This is a genomic window from Mesorhizobium sp. CA5, from assembly GCF_020165105.1.
In the GTDB taxonomy this organism is placed as follows: Bacteria; Pseudomonadota; Alphaproteobacteria; order Rhizobiales; family Rhizobiaceae; genus Mesorhizobium.
Genome location: NZ_JAIUHJ010000004.1, coordinates 268,322 through 286,671, shown reverse-complemented (window position 1 = coordinate 286,671; position 18,350 = coordinate 268,322). Strand labels below are relative to the sequence as shown.

General features: G+C 66.1%; 13 protein-coding genes. 5 read left to right on the top strand and 8 right to left on the bottom strand.

The genetic code is table 11. From position 1 onward, the window contains the following. Positions 1 to 26: 26 nt before the first annotated feature. The 5 genes from trpB (at position 27) to LB529_RS07955 (ending at position 5,177) form a co-directional block, all read left to right on the top strand. Entirely contained in the window at positions 27 to 1,277 is a 1,251-nt protein-coding gene (trpB, locus tag LB529_RS07975) for a tryptophan synthase subunit beta (RefSeq protein WP_224710754.1), read from the top strand. A gap of 2 nt (positions 1,278 to 1,279) precedes the next feature. Then, the gene (gene trpA, locus LB529_RS07970) at positions 1,280 to 2,119 is read left to right on the top strand and encodes a tryptophan synthase subunit alpha (protein ID WP_224710753.1); all 840 of its coding nucleotides are present in this window, start codon (positions 1,280 to 1,282) and stop codon (positions 2,117 to 2,119) included. Positions 2,120 to 2,213: 94 nt separating this feature from the next. Then, the gene (gene accD, locus LB529_RS07965; RefSeq protein WP_140843501.1) at positions 2,214 to 3,140 is read left to right on the top strand and encodes an acetyl-CoA carboxylase, carboxyltransferase subunit beta; all 927 of its coding nucleotides are present in this window, start codon (positions 2,214 to 2,216) and stop codon (positions 3,138 to 3,140) included. A 238-nt stretch (positions 3,141 to 3,378) separates the two neighbouring features. Continuing rightward, positions 3,379 to 4,704: a bifunctional folylpolyglutamate synthase/dihydrofolate synthase gene (locus LB529_RS07960; RefSeq protein WP_224710752.1), complete on the top strand. Its 1,326-nt coding sequence runs from the start codon at positions 3,379 to 3,381 to the stop codon at positions 4,702 to 4,704. 53 nt (positions 4,705 to 4,757) lie between these two features. Further along, complete coding sequence (locus tag LB529_RS07955; RefSeq protein ID WP_224710751.1) at positions 4,758 to 5,177, top strand: VOC family protein; 420 nt, start codon at positions 4,758 to 4,760, stop codon at positions 5,175 to 5,177. Between the two features lie 36 nt (positions 5,178 to 5,213). Here LB529_RS07955 and LB529_RS07950 read toward each other — a convergent pair whose 3' ends face one another. From LB529_RS07950 to LB529_RS07915, 8 genes are all read right to left on the bottom strand, one after another. After that, the gene (locus LB529_RS07950) at positions 5,214 to 5,978 is read right to left on the bottom strand and encodes a TSUP family transporter (protein WP_224710750.1); all 765 of its coding nucleotides are present in this window, start codon (positions 5,976 to 5,978) and stop codon (positions 5,214 to 5,216) included. A gap of 54 nt (positions 5,979 to 6,032) precedes the next feature. Beyond that, the gene (locus tag LB529_RS07945; RefSeq protein WP_140546375.1) at positions 6,033 to 6,314 is read right to left on the bottom strand and encodes a cupin domain-containing protein; all 282 of its coding nucleotides are present in this window, start codon (positions 6,312 to 6,314) and stop codon (positions 6,033 to 6,035) included. A 131-nt stretch (positions 6,315 to 6,445) separates the two neighbouring features. Beyond that, positions 6,446 to 6,769, bottom strand: a complete 324-nt coding sequence (gene trxA / locus LB529_RS07940) for a thioredoxin (protein ID WP_095767992.1) — start codon at positions 6,767 to 6,769, stop codon at positions 6,446 to 6,448. Positions 6,770 to 6,843: 74 nt separating this feature from the next. Beyond that, positions 6,844 to 10,356 carry a double-strand break repair helicase AddA gene (gene addA / locus LB529_RS07935; RefSeq protein WP_224710749.1) on the bottom strand — a complete coding sequence of 1,171 codons (3,513 nt, stop codon included), beginning with the start codon at positions 10,354 to 10,356 and terminating at the stop codon, positions 6,844 to 6,846. Next, positions 10,353 to 13,472 (bottom strand): double-strand break repair protein AddB, encoded by a 3,120-nt coding sequence (gene addB, locus LB529_RS07930; protein ID WP_224710748.1) that lies wholly within the window; start codon positions 13,470 to 13,472, stop codon positions 10,353 to 10,355. The genes addA and addB overlap by 4 nt, the downstream gene beginning before the upstream one ends. Then, the gene (locus LB529_RS07925) at positions 13,469 to 14,191 is read right to left on the bottom strand and encodes a nucleotidyltransferase family protein (protein WP_224710747.1); all 723 of its coding nucleotides are present in this window, start codon (positions 14,189 to 14,191) and stop codon (positions 13,469 to 13,471) included. The genes addB and LB529_RS07925 overlap by 4 nt, the downstream gene beginning before the upstream one ends. Next, positions 14,188 to 15,699, bottom strand: coding sequence for a tRNA (adenosine(37)-N6)-threonylcarbamoyltransferase complex ATPase subunit type 1 TsaE (gene tsaE / locus LB529_RS07920; RefSeq protein WP_224710746.1), 1,512 nt, complete (start codon positions 15,697 to 15,699; stop codon positions 14,188 to 14,190). Before tsaE ends, LB529_RS07925 begins: the two co-directional genes overlap by 4 nt. A gap of 10 nt (positions 15,700 to 15,709) precedes the next feature. Then, positions 15,710 to 18,289 (bottom strand): sensor histidine kinase, encoded by a 2,580-nt coding sequence (locus LB529_RS07915; RefSeq protein ID WP_224710745.1) that lies wholly within the window; start codon positions 18,287 to 18,289, stop codon positions 15,710 to 15,712. Between the last annotated feature and the right edge of the window lie 61 nt (positions 18,290 to 18,350).

Genomic DNA, 18,350 nt, shown 5'->3' with positions numbered 1-18,350 from the left:
ATACAATTCACATCAGGAGATCGGCGATGAACAAGCCGGCAATGCCCAATTCCTTCCGCACCGGACCCGACGAGCAGGGTATGTTCGGCATTTTCGGCGGCCGCTTCGTCGCCGAGACGCTGATGCCGCTGATCCTCGATCTCGAAGAGCAGTGGAACAAGGCCAAGACCGATCCGGAGTTCAAGGCCGAGCTGCAGAACCTCTCCACCCACTATGCCGGGCGGCCGTCGAAGCTCTATTTCGCCGAGGGCCTGACAAAACATCTTCGTGAGGTTTCCTCGGCCAAGGGCCCCGGGGGCGGCGCAAAGGTCTATTTCAAGCGCGAGGACCTCAACCACACCGGCTCGCACAAGATCAACAACTGCCTCGGCCAGATTCTGCTTGCCAAGCGCATGGGCAAGAAGCGCATCATCGCCGAGACGGGCGCCGGCCAGCATGGCGTCGCCTCGGCCACCGTCGCGGCGCGCTTCGGCTATCCTTGCGTCGTCTACATGGGCGCCACCGACGTCGCCCGCCAGAGCCCGAATGTCTTCCGCATGAAGCTGCTCGGCGCCGAGGTGCGGCCGGTCACCGCCGGCCATGGCACGCTGAAGGATGCCATGAACGAGGCCCTGCGCGATTGGGTCACCAATGTCGAGGACACCTATTACCTGATCGGCACCGCCGCCGGCCCGCATCCCTATCCGGAGCTGGTGCGCGACTTCCAGTCGGTGATCGGCACGGAAGCCCGCGCCCAGATTCTGGAGCAGGAAGGCCGGCTGCCCGACGTGATCATCGCCGCCGTCGGCGGCGGGTCCAACGCCATCGGCCTGTTCCATCCCTTCCTTGACGACAAGGACGTCCGCATCATCGGCATCGAGGCTGGTGGGCGCGGCCTCGACGGCGTCGAGCATTGCGCCTCGATGAATGCCGGCAAGCCCGGCGTGCTGCACGGCAACCGTACCTATCTGTTGCAGAACTCGGACGGCCAGATCCTCGACGGCCATTCGATCTCGGCCGGCCTCGACTATCCCGGCGTCGGCCCCGAGCATTCCTGGCTGCGTGATTCAGGCCGCGTCCAGTATGAGCCGATCCTCGACGACGAGGCGCTGGAAGCCTTCCAGCTCACCACCCGCGTCGAAGGCATCATCCCGGCGCTGGAATCGGCGCATGCCATCGCGCATGCGATGAAGATCGTGCCCACAATGGACAAGGACCAGATCGTCATCGTCAATCTGTCCGGCCGCGGCGACAAGGACGTGCACACGGTGGCGAACATGCTGGGCATGGAGATCTGACAATGACCACCCGCATCGATCGCCGCATGGCGAAGCTCAAGGCCGAAGGCCGCCCGGCTTTGGTCACCTATTTCATGGGCGGCGACCCCGATTACGACAGCTCGCTGTCGATCATGAAGGCGCTGCCGATCGCCGGCGCCGACATTATCGAGATGGGAATGCCCTTCTCCGACCCGATGGCCGATGGCCCGGCGATTCAGGCCGCCGGCCTGCGCGCGCTGAAGGGCGGTCAGACCCTGGTCAAGACGTTGAAGCTGGCGGCCGACTTCCGCGCCGGCGACGACGAGACGCCGATCGTGCTGATGGGCTACTACAATCCGATCTACATCTATGGCGTCGACCGCTTCCTCACCGACGCCAAGGCGAGCGGCATCGACGGACTGATCGTCGTCGACCTGCCGCCGGAGATGGACGAGGAGCTGTGCATTCCGGCGCTGAAGGCCGGCCTCAACTTCATCCGCCTGGCGACGCCGACCACCGACGACAAGCGCCTGCCCAAGGTTTTGGAAAACACCTCCGGCTTCGTCTACTACGTCTCGATGACCGGCATCACCGGCTCGGCCTTGGCCGACACGGGCAAGGTGGCCGCGGCTGTCAACCGCATCAAGGGCCACACCGACCTGCCGGTCTGCGTCGGCTTCGGCGTCAAGACCGCCGAGCAGGCGCGTGTGATCGGCGCTAATGCCGACGGCGTCGTCGTCGGCACCGCGATTGTCAATGCGGTCGCCAATGTGCTCGGCCCCAAGGGCGACAAAACAGCCGATCCGGCGGAAGCCGTCGCCACCTTGGTCAGCGGTCTTGCCCAGGGCGTCCGCTCGGCCCGCCTTGCTGCTGCCGAATAGCCCGACTATTTGTTCTTGAGCAATTCCGGCCGGAAAACCCCACAGACTTTCCCTGGAATTGCTTGAAGTCCTTTCCAGGACAGGAGCCGAAGCCATGAACTGGATCACCAACTACGTCCGCCCGAAGATCAATTCGATGCTCGGCCGGCGCACCGACATGCCGGAAAACCTCTGGATCAAGGATCCCGAGACCGGCGAGATGGTCTTCCACAAGGATCTCGAATCCAACCAGTTCGTCATCCCGGCTTCCGGCCACCACATGAAGATCTCGGCCAAGGAGCGGCTGAAATATTTCTTCGATGACGGCAAATACGAGGTGCTGGAAAACCCGAAGGTCGTCCAGGACCCGCTGAAGTTCCGCGACGAGAAGCGCTACACCGACCGCCTGAAGGAGGCCAAGGCCAAGACCAACCTCGAGGATGCGATCCTCAACGGGGCCGGCACCATTGACGGGCTGCCGGTCATCGTCACCGTGCAGGACTTCGCCTTCATGGGCGGCTCGCTCGGCATGGCCGCCGGCGAAGCCATCGTGCATGCTTTCGAGGTCGCGCTGCAGCGCAAGCGGCCGCTGATCCTGTTCGCCGCTTCCGGCGGCGCCCGCATGCAGGAAGGCATCCTGTCGCTGATGCAATTGCCGCGCACCACGATCGGCGTCGACCGGCTGAAGGAAGCCGGCCTGCCCTATATCGTGGTGCTCACCAACCCGACCACCGGCGGCGTCACCGCCTCCTACGCCATGCTGGGCGACGTCCACATCGCCGAGCCCGGGGCGCTGATCGGCTTTGCCGGCCCGCGCGTCATCGAGCAGACCATCCGTGAAAAACTGCCCGACGGTTTCCAGCGCGCGGAGTATCTGATGGAACACGGCATGGTCGACATGGTCGTGTCGCGCCTCGAGATGCGCCGGACCATTTCCCGTCTCTTGAAGATGCTGCTCAAGATGCCGGAGGCCGAGAAGCCGCTGGAGCCGGAGATCCTGCCGCCGGCGGTGGTCAATGCCGAGGCGCGCGCGCAAGCCTGAAGCGATATATCGGCTTGGCGCGACATCGCTCGCCGCGAACCGCGAGTTGCGCCGCCTGTTGCGTGCTGTAGCCTCTGATTTGCGCACGGCTCGTTCGAACCGATTCCCGGTTCGGGAACCGCCCGCCAAAGCAATTCCAGGAAAAGTGTGGAACGGTTTTCCGTTCGGAATTGCGCCAACAAAAAAGAGAGAGCGGTTCTGCATTCCATGAGATGATGAACCGCTCTAGGATTCCATCATGACAACGCTTTCCGCCGAACGCGAAATCGAACATCTGATGACGCTGCATCCGAAAGGCTTCGACCTTTCGCTGGACCGCGTCACGGGGCTTCTCGAGCGCCTCGGCAATCCGCAGGATCGGCTGCCGCCGGTCATCCACATCGCCGGCACCAACGGCAAGGGCTCCTGCGCCGCCTTCGCGCGCGCGCTGCTGGAGGCCGCCGGCCACCTTGTCCACGTCCACACCTCGCCGCATCTGGTGAACTGGCATGAGCGCTACCGGCTGGCGGCCGAAGGCGGCGGCAAGCTCGTCGAGGACGATATTTTCGCCGAGGCCATCGCGCGTGTCGCCGAGGCCAATGGCGGCCAGAAGATCACCGTCTTCGAGATCCTCACCGCCGTCACTTTCATCCTGTTTTCGGAGCATCCGGCGGAGGCGGCGATCATCGAGGTCGGCCTCGGCGGCCGCTTCGACGCCACCAATGTGATCAAGCAGCCGGCGGTTTCGGTGATCATGCCGATATCGATGGACCACGAAGCCTATCTCGGCGACCGCGTCGAGCTGATCGCCGCCGAGAAGGCCGGCATCATGAAGCGCGGCTGCCCGGTGGTGATCGGCGCCCAGGAAAGCGACACCGCGCTTCAGGTGCTGATCGAGTCGGCCGAGCGGCTGGATTGCCCGACCGTGATCTATGGCCAGGATTTCCTCGCCTTCGAGGAAAACGGCCGCATGGTCTATCAGGACGGGGACGGGCTGATGGACCTGCCTTCGCCGCGCCTGCCGGGGCGCCATCAATACGCCAATGCCGCGGCTGCGATCGCCGCCGTCAAGGCGGCCGGCTTCGAGATCGGCCACCGCGCCGCCGAGCGGGCGATGACCCATGTCGCCTGGCCGGCACGTATGCAGAAGCTGACCCAAGGCAAATTGGTTGACCTGGCGCCGAAGGGCGCCGAGATCTGGCTGGACGGCGGCCACAACCCCGGCGCCGGCATCGTCATCGCCGAGGCGCTGGCCGAGCAGGAGGAAAAGAACCCGAGGCCACTGGTCCTGATCTCCGGCATGATCAACACCAAGGACCAGACCGGCTATTTCAGTGCCTTCAAGGGGCTTGCCCGCCACGTCTATACCGTGCCGGTGACCAGCAGCGACGCCGGCGTTCCCAACGACGAGCTGGCTTTGCGTGCCGAAGAGGCCGGCCTGTCGGCCGAGCCGGTCAGCTCCGTCGCCAATGCGCTGATGCTGTTGCGCGACTCTTGGGACGGCCCGGCGCCGCGCATCCTGATCGGCGGCTCGCTCTATTTCGCCGGCGCCGTGCTGGCCGAAAACGGCACGCCGCCGACCTGAGGCAAAACCGGGACGGCATTGCGGATTTCGGCGGGGGCCGAAAGGAACCGGCCATGATCAAGGTAAAGCAGCTCGCCCATATCTGCATCTTCGCGCATGACCTGGAGGTGACGCGCTCCTTCTACCGCGACGTGCTTGGCATGGACACAAGGTTCAATTTCCTGCGCGACGGCAGGATTTTCGGTTTCTACCTCGATTGCGGCGGCCGCAGCCATGTCGAGGTCTTTGAAAAGAACGAGGCCAGCTACAGCGAGGCGAACCAGATCAACCATTTCTGCCTGGAGGTGGAAGATATCGAGGCTGCGATCGCCCATATCCGGACGCAAGGTGTCGACGTCACACCGAAGAAGCTCGCCTGCGACGACACATACCAAGCCTGGATCGCCGACCCCAACGGCGTGAAGATCGAGCTGTTTGAATACACCGCCAAAAGCGCGCAATTCACCGGCGGCGACCGTGTCGCCGACTGGTAAATTGGAGCGACACGTCGCCCGCATGAGCAGTTGAAGTTAGACGGCAAGGTGCATCGCGGCAGGAAGCGCCAGCGAGAGCCCTGACAGGAAAAGCAGAACAAAGACGATCTTTCGCATTGTCCCTTGCGACAATGACGGTGGCCAGCGGCGTGCCGCATAGGTCATCAGCATTACGGCCGGTATGGCGACGACGAGCGCGACAGGCGACATGGTCGGCAGGTTGCCGCTTGCCACGACGATCGCAATCCGCACCACCTGCGCGGCTCCGAAGGCGGCGACCAGCGTTTCGCGAATGCGTTCGTGCGGGAAGGGCTGCCGGAAGAGATGATAGACGAGCGGCGGGCCGCCGGTCGCAAACACCCCACTCATCAGGCCCGAAACGACACCGAAGCCGACGAAACTCGCGTCTGACGACCGTTTTTCCAAGCCGGCAGGCCTGATGGCCAGTTGCAGGCTGGACATCATGATGACCAGACCGAGTCCGATTTTCAGCAGGTCGGCCCGTGTGTCCGCCAGCCATTCCAGCAGGGCATACCCCAAGAGCAGCGAAGGCAGGCTTGCGACCAGGATAAGCCGCAGCTCCCGGCGCGCAATCTCGCGCCAGCCGCCTTGGATCAGCATCTGCGTGGCATTGACCAGGGTCAGCATGCCGACCATCGCGGCTGCGTCGGGCAGCGGCAGCAAGCCGACAAGCGCAATCGCGCCCATCATCACCAGGCCGAAGGCGAAGCCCGTCAGGGTCTGGACATAAGCGGCCACCGCCGCAAAACCGGCAAAGGCGAGGACAGGCGTTAGACCCACGACATCCCGCACGAGGCCGGAAAGGAAACGTGCAAGCCGGCAATCACGGCCGGCCTACTTCAGCTCGATTTCGATGAAGGCGTATTCGCCGTCATTGGCATTGATGACGTCGTGCTCGACGCCTTCCCGGCGGAAATAGGGCGCGCCTTGCTTCATCTCGGCGAAGGATTCGCCGTCCTTGGTCACCAGCTTCACCTTGCCGTCCATCAGCGGCACGACGACATAGTCGTGGCCATGGCGGTGCCAGCCGGTGTTGGCGCCCGGCGCGAAGCGGTATTCGGTGACGATGACGCGCTCATTGTCGACGTGAACTATGGCCTTGGCGGTTCCGGTCATGGAGCTCTCCCTTTCCTGCGAACAGAGAACACGGAGTGCCCGCAGGCGAGAGCCAGAGCGCGACGAGCCATGACGCCAAAGAAAAGCCCGGCGCGATGGCCGGGCTTGGATCTTGAAAACTTCAGATTGGCTCAGGCGAGGCTGCCGTTGATCCAGTGCGACAGCGCGGTCTTCGGCGCGGCGCCCACTTTCATGTCGGCCACTTCGCCGCCCTTGAAAATCATCAGCGTCGGGATCGAGCGCACGCCGTACTGCGCGGCAAGCTCCGGGTTCTCGTCGATGTTGAGCTTGGCCACCTTGATCTTCGCGCCGAGTTCGTTGGCGATGTCTTCCAGCGCCGGAGCGATCATCTTGCACGGGCCGCACCATTCCGCCCAGAAATCCACCACGACCGGCTCCTTGGCGTTGAGCACATCGGCCTGGAAATTGCCCTTGTCGACCTTGACGGTGGCCATGCTGAAATCCTTTCGAAAATTCGGGTTGCACCAAATGTGGTGGTTGTGGCGGCGATGTTCAAGCAGTTCTTGTGTCACGCTGCCGTGAGTCGGGCAAGGGCGTCATCCATGGCGGGGGCGGGCAGCTCGATCAGTCGCGGCGCCTCGGTGAACAGCAGCGCCGCCGTCACCTCGCGGCCCGGATAGAGCGGCTGGAGCAGAGCGCGGTAGAGCGCAAGCTGCAGCACATAGGCCGGCGGCACCTCCGCCAGGTCTTTGGGGGCCGGCCGGTTGGTCTTGTAGTCGATGATCGACACCTTTTCGGGCGTGACCGCCAGCCGGTCGATCTTGCCGGAGATCGAGCGCAGCCTGCCCTTCACCTCGAGGCTGCCCATGGCGGCGACCTCCGCTCGGGAGGATGGCGAGAACAGCGCGCCGAAGCGGGTGTCGGACAGGATGGAGAGCACGGCGTCCAGCACCCTGTCGCGCTCGCCATCCGGCCAATCCGCGCCGGCGCGCGCCAGGTAGCGCTCGGCGGCGCCCCGCCTTTCCTCCTCCGCGATGCCGGGCAGCATCTGCAGCAATTTGTGCAGGGCAAGGCCGCGCATGATCGCAAAGCCGGGTTCGGCGGCGGCGTCGAGCACCGGCGAGCGCGTGTCGGGGACGGCTTCTTTCGCCTCGTCGATCAACGCCGAAGCGCCGGAAGGCGAAAGCGGCCGCGGCAGCTCCTCATAGGGCGGGAGCGGCCGGAACAGGTTTTCAGGCAGCGGCGCTACGTGCTCGAACGGCCCTGCCCCGTCGACGCTGGTCAGCGCCACCGGCGGCAATTTCGTCATGTGGAACCGGTGCACGGCCACCTCGGCAGTCGCCGGATGCCGCCGCTCCGAACTATCCGGCGCACCGAGCAACGCCCGGCTGACGATCGAATGCCAGGTGCCGGTGCTGGGCTGCCGCTTGCCGTGATAGCCGCAGACGACCAGCCGGTCCTCGGCACGCGTCATGCCGACATAGAGCAGCCGCCGGTATTCGTCGTCGGCCAGTTCGCGCGCCCGGACCGAGGCCGCCTTCGAGACGCCATTGGCGACATCGCTGGCCGAGCGCCACAGATAGCCCTTGCCTTTCCATTGCGCGCCCGAGCTCTCGAACGGCATCAGCCGCGGCAGATGCTGGTCGCTGAACGGCGCCGAGCCGCCATCGACCAGGAAGACCACCGGCGCCTCCAGGCCCTTGGCGGCATGCACGGTCATGACGCGCACCTCGTCGCGCGTCTGGTCCATCTCGCGCTTGATCTCGGGACCGGCATTTTCCAGCGTCGACAGGAACGATTCCAGCCCCGGCAGGCCGGTCCGTTCCTCGGCCAGGCAAAAGCTCAGGAATTCGTCGAGGATGTCGCCGGCTTCGGGTCCTAGCCGCGCCGTCATCTTGCGGCGCAGTCCGTCGCGCGCCAGTGCCGCGGCGTAGAATTCGAACACCGGCTTGAAGGCCACTTCGGTTGCCCAGCCGTCGAGCCGGCTAACGACAGCGGCGAGGGAAACATCCTCGGCCGCATGTTGCCTGAGCGAGGCGATCAGCGACTGGCCCTTCGGCCTTTGGCCGGCAAGCGTCAGCAATGTCTCCTCGGAGACCTCGAAGATCGGGCTGCGCAGCACCGCGGCCAGGGAAAGGTCGTCCTCCGGCTGGATCAGGAAATGTCCAAGCGCGATCAGGTCCTGCACGGCGATATGGCCGGGCAGGCTCAGCCGGTCGGCGCCGGCAACCGGGATCTGCCGGTTCTTGAGGCTGCGCGACAGCGCATGAACGAAACGATCGCGCTTGCGCACCAGGACCAGGATGTCGCCGGCGGTCAGCTTCCTGCCCTTGCCTTCGATGACCTCGCCGCTGCGCAGCCAGTTCTGAATGGTCGTTGCCACGTGCTCGGCGACGCGCACCGCGGGCGCGCTGGCATGGTTGACCGGCAAGGTCCAGTCGTCCGGCTCCTCGATCATCTCGGCGCCGACCGAAGGCCACACCTCGACATAGCCCGGCGCGTCATTGCGGATCGCCTTATGGCTCAAAGGGTCTGGATCATGGCTGATGCCGCGCCTGACGCCAGGCTCAGCAAAGACGCGGTCGACCGCGGCCAGCACGTCGTCGCTCGACCGGAACGACCAGGTGAGCTTGAGATTGGCGAAGGCGGCCTTCGCGTCGCGCACGCGGCCGGCAAACAACAGCCGGCTTTCGGCAAAGGAATCCGGCGCCGCGCCCTGGAAGGAATAGATCGACTGCTTCTCGTCGCCGACGGCAAAGACAGTTCGGCGCACCGCTTCGCGCTGGCCGAGCCCGGCAAAGAACTCTTCCGTCAGCTTCTTCACCACTTCCCATTGGTCCGGGCTGGTATCCTGCGCCTCGTCGAGCAGGATATGGTCGATGCCTTGGTCGAGCTTGAACTGCACCCACGGCCCGGCATCCGGTCGCGACAAGAGACTGACCGTGCGGGTGATGAGGTCGTTGAAGTCGAGGAAACCCCGCCCGCGCTTCAACTGCTCATAGCGCGCGATCAGCCAGCCGGCGACGGTGAGCGCTGCCGCTGTCCCTTCCAGCATGCGGAACAGCGCCAGCCGGTCGGTTACGTCGAGGATTGCCTTCGCCACCACGAAATAGCGGTCCGGCAGGTCGGGCAGGCGGTCGACAAGCGCCTTCCTGAAGATTTTGGGCGGATCGTAGGGGTCGCCGTCCGCACGCAGGAATGCTTTGGCGAGCAGGCGCAGCCGCCGGATCGGATCGGCCTCGGCAAAGGCGCTCTGCGCATAGGGCAGCACGTTGTTCAACACCTGCTTGGCGTCGGCGGCCTCGGCGGCACGGGTAAATTCAGCGAGCTGGCCAGGCGAAAAGCCAGGCAGCGGCCACAGCGAAGCAGCGATGTCCTCGGCCGTCTGTCCAGGCCTGAAGCCGAATTCGGCGAACAGCGGCCGGAAGTCCCGATCTTCGCCGAGCTTGGCGATGAAACCGCGCAGTTCGTCGCGCTTGCCGACGATCTCGGCAAGCAGCGTATCGAGCCCGAACTCGCCGCCGCGTTCCAGCACGGTGGCAAAGGCTTCCGCCAGCCCTTCGACGCCGGCGCCTGCGCCGGAGATCATGTCGCGGCGGGCATCGGCGAACAGCGAGGCCTCCATCTGCGGATCGAGCATCTCGAAATGCGCCGGGATATTGGCTTCGAGCGGGAACTGGTGCAGCACGGATTCGCAGAAGGCATGAATGGTCTGGATTTTCAGTCCGCCCGGCGTCTCGAGCGCCTCGGCAAACAGCCGGCGTGCGCGCCGCATCAGGTCGCGGTCGGCGCCGCGGCCGTCCAGCGCCGCGATCCTGATCGCCAGTTCCGCATCGGGCAGCGCCGTCCATTCCGACAGGGTCGAGAACACGCGGTTCGACATGTTGGCGGCGGCAGCCCGCGTGTAGGTGAGGCACAGGATCTTCGACGGGTCGGTGCCGTTGAGCAGGAGCCGGATGACGCGCTGCGCCAGCACATGCGTCTTGCCCGAACCGGCATTGGCCGACACCCAGGCCGAATAGGCGGGATCGGAGGCGCGCGCCTGGCTGGCGGCGGTATCGGAGGGGATCGGATATTTCATCCCTCCGCCTCGTCCTCGCTGGCGCCGCCGGCCGACCATTCGAGCACCCGCGCCAGATGGTCGTAGTCGCCTTCGGCCTCACCCTCGCGGAATGGCAGGGCGCGCGACAGATAGCCGGTGGTCGGGTCGGCATAATGGAAGAGCAGCCGTTCCAGCCGCGCCCAGGCCTCCTCGGAAAGGTCGTTGGCGGTGCGGAACTTGCGGTTGTAGTCGAGAATTGATTCCTCGAATACCTCGCCATTCGGCTTCAGCCGCACGAAGGCGAGCTGCGAGGGTTCGCGGATGCCGAGGTCCTTGAAGGCGCCGCGCCTGAGCAACGCGCCCTCCAGCGCGAGCTGTGGCGATAGCAGCGTGTGCGCCTGCGCTTTCGAGGGCGAGGATCCTGTCTTGTAGTCGAGAATGTCGGCCATGCCGCCGGCAAGCAGGTCGATGCGGTCGGCATAGCCGGAGAGCGTCACGCCGGTGCGGCCGACCACCGTCTTCTCGGCGCGCTCCTCGGCATAGCGCCTCGCGACCGCATCGGCGCGGCCATGCTCCCATTCGATGATGTTTTCGGCGAGCTTTTCGAAACGCGGCCACCAGATAGCCTCGATATCAGGCGGAAGCTTTGCGTCGGCAAAGCAGGTACGGCCCGATTCAATGAGGCTGGCCAGCGCGTTCGGCGCCCTCGGATCCTCGACCCGCCGCGAGAACAGATGCAGGATCTCGTGGAACAAAGTGCCGCGTTCGGCCGCGCCCGGATCGCGGATCAACGGCTCGAGCGGCATCAGGCCGAGGATGCGCCGCGCATAGACCGCGTAGGGGTCGCGGCGCAGCGTCTCGATCTCGGTGACCGAGAAATGCTGCGGGCGCAGGCTGAGCGGCGGCTTCGGCTGCGGGCGGGAGGCAAAATCCTTCTTCTCGCCGGCATCGAGCGCGCGCGCCCAGGCAAGCAGCGCGTCGCCGCGGCCGCGAAGTGCTGACGCCGGCTCCTTGCCGAGGAAGGTCAGGATGCGCTGCAGCCAGCGCGACGGAACCGCCGGCGCGTCGCCGGAGCGCGCCGAACGCGTCAGCACGACCTCTTGTGTGCCCATCGCCATCTGGAAGTCATGCGCGGCAAGGCCGATGCGCCGCTCCGGCGGCTCGAGGTCGATGCCGGTCTTCATCAGCCGCGACATGAAGCGGTCGCTCTCGGGCTTGCGCGGCCAAACCCCTTCATTGAGCCCGCCGATGACCAGCATGTCGACATGCTGCAGCCGAGCCTCCAGCGCGCCCCAGATGGCGATGTTGCGATCGGTGCCTTGCGCCGGCTTGACCGTCTCCGGCACGATCAGCGCCTCCATCACGTCGGGCCACTCCAAAGCGGCGAAGGTGAAGGGCGACGACGCCGCCACCAGCCCGCGCAGCAGGTCGGCGAGTTTCTCGCCCGCATCGCCGGCATAGAGCTCCGCCAGGTCGCCGTCGACGGCGCGACCGAGACTTTCCAGCGCGACCACGCTCGCGCGCGTCAGCGTCGCAATATCGGCGCCTTTCTCGTCGCGCATCGCGGTGAGCGGCAACAGCGACTTGGTAAGGCGGCTAAGCATATCTTGGGCCTGCTCGATGCCGCGCACGGTCAAGCGCGAGAACCAGAAAGGCTGCCTTGTGTCGCCGCTCAGTTCCGCCAGCCGTGTCTCGAACAGCGCGCCGAGCGATGCGACATCGGGCCGGCCCGTGCCGCCGCGCAGCGCCACCAGCTCGACGAGCTCGGCAGCCTTGCGCATGGCCTGGCGTTCGAGACCGAGCGCGAGCAGCGGATGCTTGAGCAAGGCAAGCAGGCCTACGGGGTCGCCGGGTCGGAACGCAGCGCTCAGCGCGAGCCTGAGCAGGCTGGCGGCCGGTGTATTGATTAAAGGCGCGCCGCCGGAATCGTCGGCGACGACGCCGAAACGCAAAAGCTCGGCCGAAACCCGCCGGGCCAGCGCGCGGTCACCGGTGACGAGCGCCGCGCGCTTGCCTGGGGCCTCCACGGCGCGCTTCAGCGCGATGGCGATTGCCGCCGCCTCGTCGCGTTCGTTCGCCGCTTCCACCAGCGTCACGCCGGCCAGCGCATGTTCGATGTCGAGTGCCGTGAAGCGCGGCCGTGTCTCGGTCCAGTATTCGGTGGTTTCGGCCGGCCGCAGCGCCTCGCCTATCAGGGCCGCGCGCAACGCGAGCGGCGATGGCGCCGCAACAAGGTCCTCGACATCGCGGCGCGGAATGCCGATGCCGCCGATCAGCTTGGCGAGGCCGTATTGCGGGTGGCCGAGCGTTGCCGGGCGCGCGCCGGGCGCCGTGATCGCCGCGAAGGACGCGTCGTCCAGGTTGCGGTCGAGCCCGGGCAGCACGACGGCGCCGTTGGGCAGGCCGGCGATCACGCCAAGCAGTTCCGCCGTGGCGGGGATGGAGCCGGTCGAACCGGCGGCAATCACCGGCCCGGCCGGCGGATTGCGCTTCAGCCGCGCTGCTTCGAGCCGGATCAGCGCGCTGCGATGCGCGGCCGGATTGGAGCGGTCGCGCTCCTTGAGCAGTTCGGGCCAATTGTCGGTGACGATGCCGAGGAAATCCAGCGTCACCTGCCACCAGCCGGCGAGATTGCCGGTAACCAGGGTCGCGAGCTTTGCCCAATCCGTGCCTTCGGTCTCGATCTCATCCATCAGCCGGGCAAGGTCGCGCGCCAGCCAGATGGCGTCGGCGGCCGAGGCCGGCACGACGAATTCCTCGTTGAACCGAGCCCTGACATGCGCCGGCAGGCTTTCCTTCCAGGCGCGCACCAGCGGCGCCAGCAAAAGCAACCGCTCCTGCGCCGCGATCGGCGGCACGAGGTCTATCGCCGGCGCCGCCTCGGTGTCGAAGGCGGCCTCGTCCTCGTCGAACTCGCCGAGCGGCCGCACCGTCGGGAGGATGGCGGAGCGTTTTCCTAAAACGTCGACGAAGGCGCCGCGCAGCGCCCGCGCCGCGCGGCGCGTCGGCACATAGATGGTGGCGTCGGCGAGCGCCAGCGGGTCGCCGTCGAAGCGGAAGCCGGGGATCAGGCGCCCGTCGAGCAACGCCCCCGCCAGCGTCGGCAGGAACGGCGCTCCGGGCGGAATGGAAAAGACGCGGCGCGTGCCGCTCATACCGCCTTCGCTAGGGCACCGGCCACGGCTGCCTCGGCCGCCGAAATGGCGTCCGGAGTGCCGACGGTGATCCAGCGTCCGTTCATCTTCATGCCGAACAGGCGCCCTGCGGCGATCGCCTTGTCGAAATAGACATTGAGCGAATGCGAGCCCATGGGCGCGTCCTTGAAGATGCGCGGATGGATGATGGCGGCGCCGGCATAGATCAGGCCCGCCGGATCGCCCTTCGAGCGCCGTAGGGCTCCATCAGGGGCAACAAGGAAATCGGTGCCGACGCAATGCCCGGTCGCTGAGTCAAGATCGGTAAGCATCAGCAGAATATCCATTCTCGCGGCGTCCCATGCAAGGGCAAGACGCTCGAGGCTGGGCTGGCCGCTGTCGATCCAGAAGGTGTCGGCATTGATGATGTAGAAGGGCTCGCCACCCAGAAGCGGCAGCGCCTTGACGATGCCGCCAGCCGATTCCAGCAGCGCCTCGCGCTCGTCGGAGATGACGATCTTCGGTGCGCGCCTATGGGCAACATGCGCGACGATCTGCTCGGGCAGATAGTGCACGTTGACGACGGCCTTGGCGACACCGGCGGCTTCCAGGCTGTCCAGCCCCCAATCGAGCAAGGTCTTGCCGGCGACCTTCACCAGCGGCTTGGGCATCGTGTCGGTGATCGGCCGCATGCGCTTGCCGAGCCCGGCCGCCAGCACCATCGCAGTCGTCGGCTTCATGGGACCCGTTCCTCGAGCAGGCCGTGGGCCATGTAGAATTCCTTCAGGCCGGCCAGCGCTGGATGCGCCAGCGCCCGCCTCAGATAGTCGCGGATGCGCGGCAGGTGTTTCAGATAGTAAGGCTTGCCGTCGCGCTTTTCGAGCCGCACGAAGATGCCGAGGATCTTCGAATTGCGCTGCGCGGCCATGATCGCATAGGCCTCGGCGAAGCCGGCCTCGTCGAAAGCGCCGGCGGCGCGCCGCGCCGCGACATAAGCCGCGACGGTGCGCCGCTCGATCTCGGGCGAGACGGTAACGCGCGCATCCATGGCCAAGGAAGCGACGTCATAGGCGGCAGGCCCGATCAGCGCGTCCTGCACATCGACGATGCCCAGCCGGTCGAGGCCGGCGCGCTCGGCCCGCCAGATGATGTTGGGCGAATGGAAGTCGCGCAGCATCAGCGTGTATTCGCTGCCTGCCAGGTGATCGAGAAGTGCGTTCCATGCCTTGTGGTAGCCTTCCCGCAACGCGTCGTTTGCCGGTTCGCCGGTAATCCAAGGGACATACCAGTCGACCAGAAGGTCGGCCTCGATCAGCATGGCTTCCCGGTCGAAAGGCGGCACGTCGTGAAATACGCCGGGCGCCGCTTCCAAGCGCGTAGGCCAAGTCTTGCCATGCATCATGGCCAGCAGCTCGGCCGCCGCCTCGTAGCGTTTGGCGATGGGCTGGCCGTCGCGACCGTGGAAACCTTCCGAGCCGAGATGCTCGATGAGCAGAAAGCCCTGGTCGAGATCCTGGGCATGGATCGCCGGCACGCTGACGCCGGCGGCATAGAGCGCCCGGTCGATGGCGACGAAGGCGGCGACGGATTGCGCCGTGTGGGCGATCACCGCATAGGGCTTGCCGTCGCGAACCGGCGGCCCGAGCACCAGGCGCGGCGAATTCATCAGCACGCGCGGCGCTTGGCCGGGCAGCGAGACGATCTCATAGGAGCGGGCGGAGGCGTCGCCGACGAAATGACGGCGGCTGGCTTCGCCCCATCCGGCAGAGGCCAGAAAATCGCGCATCGCCAGCGATCGCGCCACGCGATCATAGATCGGTCCCTGCCCGGAAAGCCGCGCCGCGCGGCCTTCGCCCTGTTCGGCAAGATCGACCCACAGCGCCGTTTCCGGCAAGCGGTCTGCGGCCCGTTCCGGCCATTCGATGAGCGCCGCGCCTTGGCTTAGCGCGTCATCGAGGCCGAGTTCGTCGAGCTCGTCCGGCGCGGACAGCCGATAGAGGTCGAAATGATGCACCGGAACGCGCGTCTCGTAGCTCTGCACCAGGGTGAAGGTCGGGCTCGGCACTTCGAGATTGGCGTTGTCGGCAAGCGCACGGATCAGCGCACGGGCCAACGTCGACTTGCCGGCGCCGAGATCGCCTTTCAGCGCGATCGCGTCGCCCGCGCGCAACGCCATGGCAAGGTCCTCGCCAAGCCTTGCCGTAGCCGCCTCGTCGGCGAGAAAACGTTCCAACACTGGTCCAGCCATATAGTCCGCGCTACTCGGCCGCGTCGCGGATGCCCGCCGGCGTGTCCGGGATTCCGGAAGGCTTGTCCGGGAAGGTGCAGATTACCGTGGTGCCCCTGTCCTGGCCGGTCTCGATGCGCACGGTTCCGCCATGCAGTTCGACGAAGCTCTTGACGATCGAGAGCCCCAGCCCGGCGCCGCGCCGCCGCCCGCCATTGGCGCGCGGCTCGAAGCGGCGGAAGACCGATTCCAGCACGTCCGGCGGCATGCCAGGGCCATCATCATGCACCGAGAACTCGACCCCGTCGGCCAGCCGGCGGCAGGTAAGCCGGATCGTGCTTGCCTCCGGCGCATAATTCGCCGCGTTGCTGAGCAGGTTGTAGAGGATCTGGCGGATGCGGGTCTCGTCGCCATGGAAGCTCGCCGGCGCCTCCGCCGCATCGATCTCGAGCGTGATTTGATGCTCGTCCAGCCGGTCGGCGACCAGCTCGGCGGCCGCGGCGATCGTCCGGTCGATGTTCATTTCGGAGATGTCGAGCTGCATGATGCCGGCATCGACGGTCGCCAGGTCGAGGATATCGTTGACTATGGTGAGCAGCACCGACGACGACGAGCCGACATGCTCGACATATTCGCGCTGCTTGGGCGTCAGCGGCCCGGTCGCGGGCAGCGACAGAAGCTCGGTGAAGCCGATAATGTTGGTCAGCGGCGAGCGCAGCTCATAGGACACATGCTGCACGAATTCGTTCTTCAGCTGGTCGGATTTCTCCAACGCCTCGTTCCTGTCCTTCAGCGCCCGCTCGACATTGACGGTGTCGGTGACGTCGACGAAGGTGATCATCACCTGGCCGTTGGGCAGATGGATCACCGCGTAGCTCAGCACCGTCCCGTCGACGAGCTCGATCTGGCCGCGGCGGTCGCGGCGCTCGTCGTCGAAGCCGGTGACTGCGGCGACGAAGCCGCCCCACGGGCTGTTCGCCGCACGCTGGTCGCACAGGTCGCGGATCGCCGAAACATGGACGTTCGGCTTGACCGCTTCCACCGTCAGCCCCCACAGCGCGACGAAGGCCGGATTGGACAGGCGCAGCCGCCCGTCCGGACCGAACACGACCACGCCTTCGGCGAGATTGTCCAGCGTCTCGCCCTGCACCCGCACGGCGGTCTGGTAGCGGCTTTCGAGGTCCATCTTTTCGGTCAGGTTCTCGAACACCCAGGTGACGCCGCCCTTCGGCTGCGGGTTCGCCACGACGCGGATCGTCTTGCCGTCCGGCAGGTGCCACCAGTGTTCCTGCGATTCGACGGCGCGATAGGCACTGAGCAGGTTTTCCTTCCAGCGCCGCCATTCCGGCTGCTCGGCGATCCTGCCTTCGCTGCGCAGCCTGTCGAGCAGCAGCGTGTTGGAGGGAGCGCTGAGCAGGAAGCCCGAGTCGAGACCCCACAGCTTCTGGAAGGCCTGGTTGAAGAAGCGCAGCTTTTCCTCGGTGTCGAAGATCGCCACGGCGGTGTTCAACTGGTCGAGCGTGTCGGCATGGCTGCGCACGGTCCGCTCATATTCGGCGCGGATCGTCTCGGCCGCGCTGGTGTCGCAGGCGAGCCCCGCCGAACCGTCGGCGCCGGCGAAGTCGGTGACCGCGAACATGCGGCGATCGCCTTCGATCACGGTGGATAGCGTCTGTTCGAAGACCGGGTGCGACTTATGCTGCTCGGCGATTTGATCGCGCGCCTGGCCGCCAAGGAATTCCGTCGCGTCGCGCACGGCCGCGGCGGCGCTTCCTGCTTCCACGGCCTCCGCATAGGCGCGGTTGACCCATTGCAATCGCCCGTCCGCGCCGCGCAGCCATGCCGGCATCTTCAACGCGTCGAGCAGGCCGATCAAGGTGTCGTAGTCGGCGCTGAGCCGCTGGTTCTCGATCTTCAGCCTGGCCTGGTTGCGCAACGTCTCCGACAGCGAGACGAAACGCACCAGCACATGCGCCGCGCTCTTGCGGCCATGCACCTCCAGCGGCACGCCGGCCTGCGTTTCGATGACCAGGTCGAAGGTCTTCGCCTGTTCGCGCAAGGCGGCAACCGCGTGCTCCAATGCCGCCGCCGAGCGCGGCATCAGCCAACGGCCGAAAGCGAGGAAGGCGGACCTGTCGTCAGGCGCGCCGCTTTCCAGCGGCAGGCTGCCGATGAGCTCGGGTTTCTTGTTGTCCGTGGTCCACACGATCAGGCGCTGGTCGCGCAGATTGAGCAGCGCCTCGGAACGCTGCAGCGCAGCGTTGACGTCCGCGATGCGGGCCCTGAGCTGCAGGTTCTGCGAGGCGGTGCGTGCGCGCTCGCGGATAAGGAAGATGGCCGAAACCAGCGCCGCGCCCATGACGCCCACGAACATGGCGAGCTGCATGACCTCGAGCGTGCTGACCGGCGCCGCGGCCTTTGCCGGAATGCCCGTCTCGGCGTGAGCCGCAAAGGCGAGGAGCGGGCCGGCAAGCGTCGAGGTCGCAAGCAGCAAGGCCAGCCGCGAGCCGGCGCGAAAACCGCCGCGGCTCACGCCGGGGCCGGCACCGTTCGAATCCTCATGGCCGCCGGAAACGGCCTTTCCCGCGCGTGGCGGGTAATCCCCCGGCATGTCTTGGTCCTCTTCGCCGCTTGAATGCAAGACCGCCCTGATGCGTCCCCGGCCCAACATG